The 12,707-nt window shown below is 66.7% G+C and carries 11 protein-coding genes; 5 read left to right on the top strand and 6 right to left on the bottom strand.

Translation table 11 applies throughout. From position 1 onward, the window contains the following. The first annotated feature begins 4 nt into the window (after window positions 1-4). Both ACQR1E_RS23850 and ACQR1E_RS23845 read left to right on the top strand, forming a co-directional pair. Window positions 5-1,087 carry a tetratricopeptide repeat protein gene (locus ACQR1E_RS23850; RefSeq protein ID WP_316165772.1) on the top strand — a complete coding sequence of 361 codons (1,083 nt, stop codon included), beginning with the start codon at window positions 5-7 and terminating at the stop codon, window positions 1,085-1,087. 129 nt (window positions 1,088-1,216) lie between these two features. Beyond that, window positions 1,217-2,008, top strand: coding sequence for an inositol monophosphatase family protein (locus ACQR1E_RS23845; protein ID WP_315713903.1), 792 nt, complete (start codon window positions 1,217-1,219; stop codon window positions 2,006-2,008). Between the two features lie 247 nt (window positions 2,009-2,255). Here the strand turns inward: ACQR1E_RS23845 and ACQR1E_RS23840 are convergent, their stop codons facing one another. The 5 genes from ACQR1E_RS23840 to ACQR1E_RS23820 form a co-directional block, all read right to left on the bottom strand. Further along, entirely contained in the window at window positions 2,256-2,852 is a 597-nt protein-coding gene (locus ACQR1E_RS23840; RefSeq protein ID WP_316201454.1) for an outer membrane protein, read from the bottom strand. A gap of 184 nt (window positions 2,853-3,036) precedes the next feature. Beyond that, a complete protein-coding gene (locus ACQR1E_RS23835) occupies window positions 3,037-6,192 on the bottom strand; it encodes a multidrug efflux RND transporter permease subunit (RefSeq protein WP_434897640.1) in 3,156 nt (1,051 codons plus the stop codon). Window positions 6,193-6,198: 6 nt separating this feature from the next. After that, window positions 6,199-7,395: an efflux RND transporter periplasmic adaptor subunit gene (locus ACQR1E_RS23830; protein ID WP_315713900.1), complete on the bottom strand. Its 1,197-nt coding sequence runs from the start codon at window positions 7,393-7,395 to the stop codon at window positions 6,199-6,201. Window positions 7,396-7,680: 285 nt separating this feature from the next. Continuing rightward, entirely contained in the window at window positions 7,681-8,709 is a 1,029-nt protein-coding gene (locus ACQR1E_RS23825) for an SAM-dependent methyltransferase (protein WP_316201457.1), read from the bottom strand. Between the two features lie 12 nt (window positions 8,710-8,721). Next, window positions 8,722-9,534, bottom strand: coding sequence for a DUF1295 domain-containing protein (locus ACQR1E_RS23820; protein WP_315826019.1), 813 nt, complete (start codon window positions 9,532-9,534; stop codon window positions 8,722-8,724). Window positions 9,535-9,714: 180 nt separating this feature from the next. Between ACQR1E_RS23820 and ACQR1E_RS23815 the strand changes: the two genes are divergently transcribed. The 3 genes from ACQR1E_RS23815 to ACQR1E_RS23805 are packed head-to-tail and all read left to right on the top strand — an operon-like array spanning window position 9,715 to window position 12,254. Beyond that, window positions 9,715-10,704 (top strand): flagellar motor protein MotA, encoded by a 990-nt coding sequence (locus ACQR1E_RS23815; RefSeq protein ID WP_315713897.1) that lies wholly within the window; start codon window positions 9,715-9,717, stop codon window positions 10,702-10,704. Window positions 10,705-10,746: 42 nt separating this feature from the next. Then, window positions 10,747-11,775, top strand: coding sequence for a peptidoglycan -binding protein (locus ACQR1E_RS23810; RefSeq protein WP_315734445.1), 1,029 nt, complete (start codon window positions 10,747-10,749; stop codon window positions 11,773-11,775). Next, complete coding sequence (locus ACQR1E_RS23805; protein WP_315713895.1) at window positions 11,772-12,254, top strand: GNAT family N-acetyltransferase; 483 nt, start codon at window positions 11,772-11,774, stop codon at window positions 12,252-12,254. The genes ACQR1E_RS23810 and ACQR1E_RS23805 overlap by 4 nt, the downstream gene beginning before the upstream one ends. 227 nt (window positions 12,255-12,481) lie before the next feature. Here ACQR1E_RS23805 and ACQR1E_RS23800 read toward each other — a convergent pair whose 3' ends face one another. Further along, on the bottom strand, window positions 12,482-12,682 hold the full coding sequence (locus ACQR1E_RS23800) for a hypothetical protein (RefSeq protein WP_006614616.1): 201 nt from the start codon (window positions 12,680-12,682) through the stop codon (window positions 12,482-12,484). Window positions 12,683-12,707 lie beyond the last annotated feature (25 nt).

Genomic DNA, 12,707 nt, shown 5'->3' with positions numbered 1-12,707 from the left:
GCCGATGACGATCCTGCGCCTGACATGTGTTGTTGCTGCGCTCGCCATGGCGACGACGGGCGCGGCCGCGCAGATCTCGTTGACGCCGCCTGCTCAGCAGCCGCCGACGGAAAAGCCCAAGCCGGTCGAAAGGCCGGCGGAGAGGCCCAAGCCGCCGGCACCGTCCGCTGCGAAGAAGCCAGCCCCTGCCCCGTCGGCCAAGCCGGCCGCCCCGGCGCCGGCCGCGACGCCACAGCCCGCCGCCAATGATCCCAATGTCGACGTGGTCTACGGCGCCTATCAGCGCGGCCAGTACAAGACCGCGTTCGATCTGGCGTCGCCGCGCGCCCAGGCTGGCGACCCCAAGGCCATGGCGATGCTCGGCCAGCTCTACGAAAACGCCATGGGCATCCGCCGCGACTACGACAAGGCGGCGATCTGGTACAAACGCGCCGCCGAGGCCGGCGACCGCGAAGCGATGTTCGCGCTGGCGATGATGCGGCTGGCCGGGCGCGGCGGCCCTGTCGACAAGCTCGAGGCGGTCAAGCTGCTGGCCTCCGCCGCCAAGCTCGGCGAGCCCAAGGCAGCCTACAATCTCGCGCTGCTCTATCTCGACGGCCAGACCTTTCCGCAGGACCTCAGACGCTCGGCCGAGCTGCTGCGCCTTGCTGCGGATGCCGGCAACGCCGAGGCGCAATACGCGCTAGCGACCTTCTACAAGGAAGGAACCGGCGTGCCGAAAGACCTCGAGAAGGCCGCCCAATTGCTGAAGGCGGCCGCGGTCGCCGACAATATCGACGCCGAGGTCGAATACGCGATCGCGCTGTTCAACGGCACCGGCGTGCCGAAGGACCAGCCCGCGGCAATCGCGCTGCTGCGCAGGGCCGCGCGGCAGAACAGCCCGGTCGCCCAGAACCGACTGGCATGGGTGCTGCTGTATGGAATCGCCACCCAGATGGACAAGGTCGAGGCCTACAAATGGCACCTGGTGGCCAAGACAGCCGGCAAGGGCGATCCCAAGCTCGACGAGAAATTCGCCGACATGCCCCCCGAAGACCGCGCCAAGGGCGAACAGGCCGCCAAGCGCTGGCTGGGCACCATCAAGTGATCGGCCGCTGATCCGGCCTTGACGCGGCGGCCCCGGCAGGGCACCCACAGCCAGCCATTTCACCCGCCTTCGCCCGCTTCCGGGGAAGGCGCGCACCGCGAGGTGCGGTCAGCCCAGCGCATCGAGCTCATGATCCATTCCGCCCTCATCAATGTCATGGTCAAGGCCGCGCGCCGCGCCGGTCGCAACCTCAAGCGCGATCTCGGCGAGATCGAGCACCTGCAGGTGTCGCTGAAGGGCCCGGCGAACTTCGTCTCGCGCGCCGACAAGAAGGCCGAGGAGATGCTGTACGAGGACCTCTCGAAGGCCCGGCCCGGCTACGGCTTTCTCGGCGAGGAAGGCGGCAAGCGGGAAGGCAGCGACAAGTCGCACACCTGGATCGTCGATCCGCTCGACGGCACCACCAACTTCCTGCACGGCATCCCGCAATTCGCGATCTCGATCGCGCTCCAGCGCGAGGACACCGTGATCGCCGGCGTGATCTACAATCCCGCCAATGACGAGCTCTACATCGCCGAGCGCGGCAAGGGCGCGTTCCTCAACGACCAGCGGCTGCGCGTCGCCGCACGGCGCCAGCTCCATGAATGCGTCATCGCCTGCGGCCTGCCGCATATCGGCCGCGGCGACCACCAGCTGTTCCTGCGCGAGATGACCTCGCTGCAGGTCAAGGTCGCAGGGCTCCGCCGCTTCGGCGCCGCCTCGCTCGACCTCGCCTTCGTCGCCGCCGGTCGCTTCGACGCCTATTGGGAACGCGACCTGCAGCCCTGGGACATCGCGGCCGGCCTGATCATGGTGCGCGAGGCCGGCGGCACCGTGTCGGGCATCGACGGCAAGGAGGACGCGCTGGCGACCGGGCACGTCGTGTGCGGCAACGAGGTCATTCACCGCGAGCTCGTGAAGGTGCTGAAGGCGGCGGCGTAGCTTTGATTCTGCGCGGCCACGCCGTTCGCACCGCTCGCTTCACATACGGTGTCGTCCCGGCCTTGAGCCGGGACCCATAACCACCGGCTGTTCTGATGGAGCGAGATGGGGCGACCTGCGCGCCTCAAACATCTCCCTGGGGTATGGGTCCCGGATCTGCGCGCATACGCGCGCTTCTCCGGGACGACGCCGAGGATGGAGTTGGCGGCCGAGCTCTACCGCCGGAAAGCTATCTACAGCCTGAACGCTATCTGCGCCCGCTGGTGAACGCCTGCGGCGTCGCGCCGGGCAATGCCGGGGAATTGATGTCGCTGTCGACGCGGTCGGATGACTGGCCGGCATAGCTGAAGCCGAGCGACAGGCTGACATTGGATGTCGGCTTGAACTCGACGCCGCCATTGATCGCGTAGGCCGGCGTAGACGTCGAGCGTCCGTCGAATGTTGCGAACGGGCCGCCCAGGCCGGGATTGTATTTCAGCGTGTCGAAGCCGCCGTAGAGGCTGACGCCGCTCTTGAACGTGTAGCCGTATTGCGCGCCCTCGGTGGTATACGAGCCGAGTGCCCCATAGCGATTGACGATGTTCGGGCTCAGGCCGACTCCCGAAAGCGCCGCCCAATTGTTCGTCACGCTGTAGCGCCGCGAGAAGAAGCCGCTGTCGCTGCCGTTCGTCGTGAAGCTCGGAAAGTTGCCGTAGGAGTCGAGGCTGCCGGCATCGCTGAAGCCGACCGGCCAGCCCGGCAGCCAGTATTTCACGGGGCCCGACTGGGCGTGAGCCGCGTGGCTGACAAGGGAGAGACCAGCAAGCGCGATTGCGAAGACAGATTTGCGAGAGACCATCGACATGCCGTGACCGTTTACATGCTGTGGGAGCATACACGCGGAGAGTGGCGAACTCCAGCCGGCGTCGGTGGAGTTCCGTTCTCCCGGCACGAGCGGTGTGCTCCCCTCCCCCTTGCGGAGAGGGAAGCGGAGCGCCTGTGAGGCAAGACCGCGGCACAATCCTCCGAAAAGGCCTATTCAACCTCACTCACGGCTTCGCCGGCGCCGGCGGCCCATAAGCCTCAAGCTCCGCCACCGGCTCCGTCTTCTCCCGATCCCCCGCGAGCACGCGCTGCACCGAGACAAAGAACACCGGCACCATCAGCAGCGCCAGGATCACCACCGCGATCATGCCGCCCATCACGTTGGTGCCGAGCGCCTGCTGGCTGGCACCGCCGGCGCCCGTCGCCATCGACATCGGCAGCACGCCGCAGACGAAGGCGAGACCGGTCATGATGATCGGGCGGAAGCGCAAGGAGCAGGCCTCGATCGTCGCCGCGACCAGCGGCTTGCCGTGGGCGCGCAGATCCTTGGCGAACTCGATGATCAGGATCGCGTCCTTGGCGGCGAGACCGATGATGGTGATCAGCGCCACCGTGAAGTACACGTCGTTGGACAGGCCGCGCAGATTGGCGGCGACGACGGCGCCGAGGATGCCGAGCGGCACGGTCAAGAGCACCGCGAGCGGGATCGTCCAGCTCTCGTAGAGCGCAGCGAGACACAGGAACACGACCAGCGCCGAGAGACCGAGCAGCAGCGGCGCCTGCGAGCCCGACAGCTTCTCCTGCAGCGACTGTCCGGTCCATTCATAGCCGAAGCCACGCGGCAGCTTGCCGGCGAGCCGCTCCATTTCCTTGAGCGCATCGCCCGAGGTGTAGCCCGGCTTGGCCTCGCCGGAGATGCGGATCGCCGGATAGTAGTTGAAGCCGGCGATCTGGCTCGGTCCCTTGGCCCATTGGATGGTCGCGAACGACGAGAACGGCACCAGCTGCCCCTTGGCGTTCTTGACGCTGTAGTTGAGGATGTCGTCCGCGTTCATGCGGCTGATGCGGTCGGCCTGCACCACGACGCGTTGCATGCGGCCGCGGTTCGGGAAGTCGTTCACGTAAGTCGAGCCGAGATTGGTCGAGATCGTGGTGTTGATGTCCTCGAAGGTGACGCCGAAGGCGCCGGCCTTCTCGCGGTCGATCATCAGATTGACCTGGGGTCCCGGCGGCAGACCCTCGACATAGACCTTCTGCAGCACCGGGCTCGCATTGGCTTCCGCGATCAGCTGGTCGGCGGCAGCGGTCAGCGCAGCATAGCCCTTCTGGCCGCGGTCCTGCAGGCGGAAGCTGAAGCCCGAGGAGTTGCCGAGATTGTCGATCGGCGGCGGCTGCAGCGCCGTGATCTTGGCGTCGCGCAGCGAGGCCAGATCGCGATTGATGTCGGCGACCAGCGCCGCGGCACTGTCACGCTTGCCGCGCTCCGACCAGTCCTTCAGCGAAATGAAGGCCTGCGCGGTGTTGACGCCCTGGCCGGCATAGCTGAAGCCGGTCAGGAAGGTGACGTCCTCGATCCCTTCGCGCTTGGCGAGATACTTCTCGACCGCCTCCACCGCGGCCTGCGTCCGCGCGTAGGACGAGTCCGCCGGCGTCTGGACGTCGGTGGTGATGAAGCCCTGGTCGTCGACCGGCAGGAAGCCGCCGGGCAACTGAATGAAGGCGAAGGTCAGCCCGACCAGGAAGATCGCGTAGATCAGCATCAGCCGTCCGGTGCGCTTCAGCGCGCCGCCGACCACGCTGGTGTAGCGGTTGCGGCTGTTGTCCATGAAGCGGTTGAACCAGCCGAACACGCCCTTCTTCGCGTGGCCGTGGCCGGCCGTGACCGGCTTCAGCAGCGTCGCGCACAACGCCGGAGTCAGCGACAGCGCCAGCAGCGCCGAGAAGCCGATCGCCGCCACCATGGTGACCGAGAACTGCCGGTAGATGATGCCGACCGAGCCGGGAAAGAACGCCATCGGCACGAACACCGCCATCAGCACCAGCGTGATGCCGATGATGGCGCCGGTGATCTGGCCCATCGCCTTGCGCGTCGCCTCCTTCGGCGACAGCCCCTCCTCGGTCATGATGCGCTCGACGTTCTCGACCACGACGATGGCGTCGTCGACGAGGATGCCGACCGCGAGCACCATGCCGAACATCGTCAGCATGTTGATGGAGTAGCCGACCAGCATCAGCGTTGCGCAGGTGCCGAGCAGCGCCACGGGCACCACGATGGTCGGAATGATGGTGTAGCGGATGTTCTGCAGGAACAGGAACATCACCACGAACACCAGCACCACGGCTTCGACCAGCGTCATCAGCACCCGCTTGATCGACGCCTTCACCACCGGCGTGATGTCGTACGGAATCTCATAGCTGATGTTGGAGGGGAAGAAGCGCGACAGCTCCTTCATCTTGGCCTCGACCGCGCTCGCGGTCGCCAGCGCATTGCCGGTCGGCGACAGCAGCACCGAGAGACCCGCAGTCGGCTTGCCGTTGAGGCGGGTGTTGAACTGATAGCTGAGGCCGCCGATTTCGACGCGCGCGACATCGCGCAGCCGCACCGTCGAGCCGTCGGAATTGGCGCGCAGGATGATCGATCCGAACTCATCGGGCGAATCGAGCTGGCCCTTGACCAGCACCAGAGCCGAGGTGCGCTGCGAGGTCGTCGCGGGCTCGGCGCCGATGCTGCCCGAGGCGACCTGCGCGTTCTGCGCGCCGATCGCCTTGGTGACGTCGTCGGCAGTGAGGCCGTAGCCGATCAGCTTGGCGGGATCGAGCCAGACGCGCAGCGAGCGCTCGGTCGAATACAGCGTGGCGCGGCCGACGCCGGGAATGCGCCTGACTTCGCCGAGCACGTTGCGGATCATGAAGTCGCCGAGGCCGACCTCGTCGAGGCTGCCGTCGGTCGACTGCAGCGTGATGATCTGCAGCACGGCGGCGGAGGCTTCCTCGACCAGGATGCCCTGCTGGATGACGGCGCGCGGCAGCCGCGCCTCGACACGCTTGAGGCGGTTCTGCACCTCGACCGAGGCGTCATTGGTCGACGTGCCCGGCACGAAGTTCGCCGTGATCTCGACCTGGCCGAGCGAATCGCTGGTGGATTCGAAGTTGAGAATGCCGGAGGCGCCGTTGAGCTCCTCCTCGATCAGCCGCGTCACGCTGTTGTAGAGATTCTCCGGCGACGCGCCGGGGTAGCTGGTCGAGATCGAGATCGAGGGCGGCGCGATGATCGGATATTGCGCCACCGCCAGCAGCGGAATCGCGATCGCGCCGATCAGGCAGATGAACAGCGCGACCACCCAGGCGAAGATCGGCCTGTCGATGAAGAAGCTCGGCATGGCGACTTACCGCGTCGCCGACTTCGATTCGAGCTGCGTCGCGGCGCTGACCTCGGTCCAGACCTGCGGCGCGACCCTGTCGCCGGCGGCGAACTTCTGGAAGCCGTCCACCACGACCTTGTCGCCGGCGCGCAGACCGTCGGTGATCAGCACCAGGCCATCCTGGGTCGGGCCGGTGCGCACCGGCCTGGCGATCGCGCGGTTGTCGTCGCGGATGACGTAGACCTCGGACCCGCCGGCCGCGTTGCGCTGCACCGCCTGCTGCGGCACGCCGACGGAGTCGCTGTCGATGCCCTGCTCGATGCGGACGCGGACATACATGCCCGGCAGGAGCTCGCGCTTCGGATTGGCGAACTCGCCGCGCAAGGTGACCTGACCGGTGGCGGCATCGACCTTGGCGTCGGAGAACAGGAGCTTGCCCGGAATCGAATACGGCGTGCCGTCGTCGAGCACGAGACGGACCTTGATCGCGTCGGGCGCGATCTGGTCGAGGTCGCCGGACTCGAACGCCCGGCGCAGGCGGTTGAGCTCGCTCACCGACTGGGTGAAGTCGGCATAGATCGGATCGAGCTGCTGGATCGTGACCAGCGAGGTCTCGTTCTGGACCGCGATGGCGCCCTCGCTGACCTGGGCCGCGCCGACGATGCCGTCGATCGGCGCTCGCACGGTCGCATAGTCGAGATTGAGCTGGGCACGCGCAAGATCGGCCTTGCGGGCCTCGATGTCGGCCGCTGCCTCGCGCTCGGTCGAGATCGCCTTTTCGTTCTCGACCGCCGGGGCTGCGCGCTCCTTGAACAGCAGGCTGATGCGGTGGGCCTGCTGCACCGCGCGCTCATGCACCGCCTCGGCCTTGGCCAGCGCCGCCCGGCTCGACAGGATCTCCACCTCGAACGGCTTCGGATCGATGCGATAGAGGGGATCGCCCGCCTTGACCTCGCTGCCCTGGCGGAACAGCCGCTCGACGATGATGCCCGAGACGCGCGGACGGACGTCGGAGACGCGGGTCGGCGCGATGCGGCCGGGCAGCTCGCGCACGATCGCTCGCGCCTTCTGCTCGACGGTCACGATGCCGACGTCCGGAATGACGATCTGCTCATTGGCGGAGGCCTGAGCCTGGATGGGGTCGTTACAGCCGGCCAGCAGCGGCGCGGCGGCCGCGAGCATCAATGCACTGCTGACCAGCGACGCGCGAAAACGTGACATGCGTGGAGGAGCCCCCTCGATGATGATGATGAAAACCAGTCGACCGGATGGCCCAGTCATGGCGCCATTCTGGCGCTCGCCTTGCTGCAACATAGAAAAGAGCTGCTGCGACGCAACGCGAAACCCGGGCGGCTTGATGTCACACGAACTACATAACTGATAGATCAAGCTTTTTCGGGACTCACCTAATTGTGAGTGCTTTGTGGCAGCAGGTTCCCAGCAGGTTCCGCACAGCGAAACGCGAATCCCCCTACGACACTGCGGCATCCCGCCGCAGCGAACAAATTAGTTCGCCGGCCGCAGGCGGTAGTGACTGACGCCCCATTCACGGCCTTCGTCGTGCCCGAACAGACCCGCGGTGGCGAGGAAGAACCAGCGCCAGCGGCGCATCCACAGCGCCGTGTCGTCGCCATAGACCGGCTGCAGCACCTGCAGGATGCGGTTGTAATCGGCATCGAAATTGGCGAGCCAGTCCCGTGCCGTGCGCTGATAATGCGTGCCGCTCCAGCGCCATTCCTTCTCGACCGCGAACAGATCCGCGTACTGCCGGATCAGGCCGTGGCTCGGCATGATGCCGCCGGTGAAGAAGTGCTGCGCGATCCAGTCCTCGCGATCGTTGCGGTCGAACAGGTAGGATCCGGTGCGGTGGGTGAAGATGTGCATGAACAGGCAGCCGTCCGGCAGGAGCCATGACCGGACCCGCGACAGCAGCTCGCGCCAGTTCATCATGTGCTCGAACATCTCGACCGAGACGATGCGATCAAAGCGCGCGTCGGGAGCGAACCCGTTCATGTCGGCGGTGACGACCCGCAGGTTGAGCAGGCCGCGCGCGGCCGCCATCTCCTCGATCGCGCGGCGCTGCGAGTGCGAGTTGGAGACCGCCGTGATCTTCGCACGCGGGAACTGCCGGGCCATGAACAGCGACAGCGAGCCCCAGCCGCAGCCGAGCTCCAGAATGGTCTGGCCATCCTGGAGATCGGCATTGGCGACGGTCTGGCGCAGCGCCTCCTCCTCCGCCTCCCGCAGGGTCGAGACCGGCTCCTTGTAGAAGCAGCAGGAGTATTTGCGGTTCGGCCCGAGCACGCGGGCGAAGAACGCCGCCGGCACCTCATAGTGCTGGCTGTTCGCCGCGTCGGTATGCTCGGCGATCGGCCGCGTCGTCAGCAGGCGGGCGAACTCCGCGTCACCCATCGCATCGGCCCCGCCGAGCCGCGCCGCCGTGCGCGCGCACAATTCGGAGATTGCCGAGCGGATGACGGCATCGGGCAGCGGCACACGCTCGGCGGCGCCGATGATGGTCGAGATGAAGCTCATGCGGTGGCTCCGTTACTTCGTAAAAGGATTTGGCGGCAGGGGAAAGAACGCGCTGGTGCGCGCCTGATAGGCCCGGTAGCGATCGCCGCGCGAGCGCAGCATCTGCTGTTCCAGCGGCGGGATGCCGGTGACGTGGACCAGGATCCAGTACATGAACAATGGCGCGAGCAGGCTGGCGAGGCCCCACGGATGGTCGAACGACAGCGCGATGACCGGATAGGACAGCCAGCACACCCACTCGAAGAAATAGTTGGGATGGCGCGACCAGCGCCACAGGCCGACGTCGCACACCTTGCCCTTGTTGGCGGGATCGGCGCGAAACGCCTTGAGCTGAGCGTCGGCGACGCCCTCGCCGGCGATGCCTGCGAACAGCACGAGGATGCCGAGATAGTCCTGCAGCCGAAGCTCGGCGGCCGGCGCATGGGCGGCGACGAACATCGCGAACACCAGCGGGATCGAGCCCCAGGCCTGCTGCTGCAGGAACAGGAACATCTTTCGCGGTGCGGCCGCACCCCATTGCCGGGCAAACTCCGCGTAGCGCGGGTCGTCGGAGATGCCGCGGCTGCGCGCTGCGACATGGCCGCCGAGCCGCAGCGACCAGACCGCCACCAGCACCGCGACCAGCCACTGCCGCGCGTTGGGGGCGGCGCCGCCGGCGGGCCAGATCGCGCCGGCGGCGCCGACCAGCCCGACGGAAAATGTCCAGATCGTGTCGACCCAGCCGGAGTTGCCGGTGCGCTGCTGCACGACCCAGGCGAGCCCCATCAGCACCGACATCGCCACGGCCATCGCCAGCAGCGCCTGCAGATATTCAACGACGGTCATGACAAAGCCAGGGCGTTCCCGTTAGATATGAGCCACGGGACTAACTACGCCGCGGATGCCCGCCGGTTTCAGCCATAGTTCCGCGCAGGGACGGGATTGCGCTGATCGCGGCTTTTTTCCTGCCGCTGCTGTGCCATAGTGGATTTCAGGGACCGGTCCCCGCAACGGATGTCATCGACAATGCCTCAAGGCTCCCCTTCCCGCTCCGCGATGGATCTCGAACCGACCAAGCTGTCCACGCCCCGGATCTTCCTGGTGCGGATGCTGGTCTTCCTGGTGCTGTGCGCCCTGGTCGGTGTCGTGCTGTACAAGCAGATCATCCTGGCGTTCTTCGCCAATCCCGGCCTGAACGCGCTGATCGGGGCGGTACTGTTGATCGGCGTCATCCTGGCGTTCCGCCAGGTGGTCCGGCTCTATCCGGAAGTGTCCTGGGTCAACAATTTCCGCATCGCCGATCCCGGCCTGGCGGTGCCTCGCCACCCGGTCCTGCTGGCGCCCATGGCCGCGATCCTCGGCCGCGAGCGCTCGGGGCGAATGTCGATCTCGCAGCAGACCATGCGCCACCTGCTCGACTCGATCGCCACCCGGCTCGACGAGGCCCGTGACATCTCGCGCTACATGACCGGCCTCCTGGTGTTCCTGGGCCTGCTCGGCACGTTCTGGGGCCTGATCGAAACGGTCGGCTCGGTCGGCAAGGTGATCGAGGGACTCAAGGTCGGTGGCGACGCCGGCGCGCTGTTCGATACGCTGAAGGGCGGCCTTGCCGCGCCGCTGGGCGGCATGGGCATCTCGTTCTCGTCCTCGCTGTTCGGCCTCGCCGGCTCGCTGATCCTCGGCTTCCTCGACCTGCAATCGAGCCAGGCGCAGAATCGCTTCTATACCGATCTGGAGGACTGGCTCGCCGGCACCGTGCGGGAATATGGCGGCAGCGGCGACACCGGTGCCGACCTCTCGGTTGCCATCGAGCGGCTGCGCACCGCCTTGGAGGACGGCTCCAACCGCGGCGCCACCGCGGCGATGGCCAACCTCGCCGAGGCGATCCAGGGCCTGGTCGGGCACATGCGCACCGAGCAGCAGATGATCCGCGAATGGGCCGATGGCCAGGGCGAGCAGAACCGCGAGATCAAGCGGCTGCTGGAGCGGCTGGCGCGGCAGACCGAGAAGAGTTGAGCTGCTCCGCCGGCCGGCCGAAGACGAACTAGGAGACGCTGAATGGCGCTTGCCCGTACCCGCCGTGGAGATTCCGGCCTCAACTACTGGCCGGGCTTCGTCGATGCGCTGTCGACGCTGGTGCTGTCGATCGTGTTCCTGCTGACCGTGTTCCTGGTGGTGCAGTTCTTCCTGTCGCAGGAGGTCACCGGCAAGGACAAGGCGCTGGAGCAACTCAACGCCAAGATCGCGCAGCTCAACGAGATGCTGTCCCTGGAGAAGCTCGGCAAGCTCTCGCTGGACGACCAGGTTGCGCAACTGCGCGCCGGGCTCGCAAGCGCCGAAGCTGAGCGCGACCGCGTCAAGGGCCTCTATGACGGGCTCGCCAATGCCGGCAGCAATGCCGCCGGCCGCGCCAACGAACTCAACCGGGCACTCGACTCCGAGAAGCAGGTCACGGCGCGGGCGCTGGCCCAGATCGAGGTGCTCAACCAGCAGATCAGCGCACTGCGCCGCCAGCTCGCCGCGCTCGAGGATGCGCTCGATGCCTCGGAGAAGCGCGACAAGGAATCGCAGAGCCGCATCGCCGATCTCGGCTCGCGCCTCAACGTCGCGCTGGCACAGCGGGTCCAGGAGCTGACCCGGTATCGCTCGGAGTTCTTCGGCCGGCTGCGCGCCATCCTCGGCAACCGTCCCGACATTCGCGTCGTCGGCGACCGCTTCGTGTTCCAGTCCGAGGTGTTCTTCGACACGGGGCAAGCCACCCTGCTGCCCGAGGGCCAGCAGGAGCTGAACTCGGTGGCGACGGCGCTGGTCGATCTCGACAAGCAGATCCCCGCTGAGATCTCCTGGGTGCTGCGGGTCGACGGCCACACCGACGTTCGTCCGATCAACAGCCCGGTGTTCAAGTCGAACTGGGAGTTGTCCTCGGCGCGCGCCATCTCGGTGGTGCAGTATCTGATCTCGCTCGGCGTCCCTGCGCAGCGCCTGGTCGCGGCGGGCTTCGCCGAATTCCAGCCGCTCGACCCCGCGAACACAGAGGACGCCTTCCGCCGCAACCGGCGTATCGAGCTGAAGCTGACGGAGCGGTGACGTCGAGCTCCACCCTGCGCCCCTATCGCGCCGACGACGAGGACGCGGCAATCGCGCTGTGGCAGGAGACCTGGCAGCTCGCCTATCCCGCCATCGATTTTGCCGCGCGCGTTCCGTGGTGGCGCGAACGCTGGCGCAGCGAGCTGGTGCCGAAGGCCGATGTGATCGTGGCCGAGGCGGAGGGCGTGCTCGCCGGGTTCGTCACGATCGATGCGACGGGCTATCTCGATCAGCTGGTCGTCTCGCCCGAGCATTGGGGCTCGCCGCTCGCTACTCAGTTGGTCGATGCAGCGAAGGAGCGATCACCTCACGGCATCACGCTGCTTGTGAACAAAGACAACGCGCGCGCGATCCGCTTCTACAAGCGCAACGGCTTCATTGAAGCCGGCGAGGACGTCAACCCGACCTCGGGCCGTCCCGTGCTGCGGATGGTGTGGATGCCAACACAATCTGTTGAATCCGAGATGGTGCCGCAATGACGCTGCGCTCCCTCTCCCCGTTCTTACGGGGAGAGTGTTGGGGTGAGGGGCAGCCACGCGCACCGACCGTGCGGAGAGCCCCCCTCACCCGGATTGCATCTGACGATGCAATCCGACCTCTCCCCGCACGCGGGGCGAGGTGCACCGAGCGCGCCGCGATTTCTATTCACACAATTGCTGGCGCAGGGAGCTAACGACTTCTCTGCTCGACCCGTTTCGTATTGTCCTCAAACGCCGCGAAACAGCACACCGATCGTCAGCACCACGAACGCGATCGCCAGCGCGTCGAAGGCGTGGGCGGCCGACAGCAGCGGCACCGAGGCGTGCATGTAGTGCGCGAGCATCGCGACGAGGGCGAGCACCAGCGCAATTGCGAAGATGACGAACGAGGGCGGCGTGAGGGCAAAACTGCCACGACGATAAGGCATGTCCGTTGCTCCTGTTGGGACCCGG

The sequence above is a fragment of the Bradyrhizobium sp. HKCCYLRH1030 genome, assembly GCF_051168395.1.
Taxonomy (GTDB): domain Bacteria; phylum Pseudomonadota; class Alphaproteobacteria; order Rhizobiales; family Xanthobacteraceae; genus Bradyrhizobium.
This window is presented reverse-complemented; position numbering and strand designations above follow the sequence as displayed.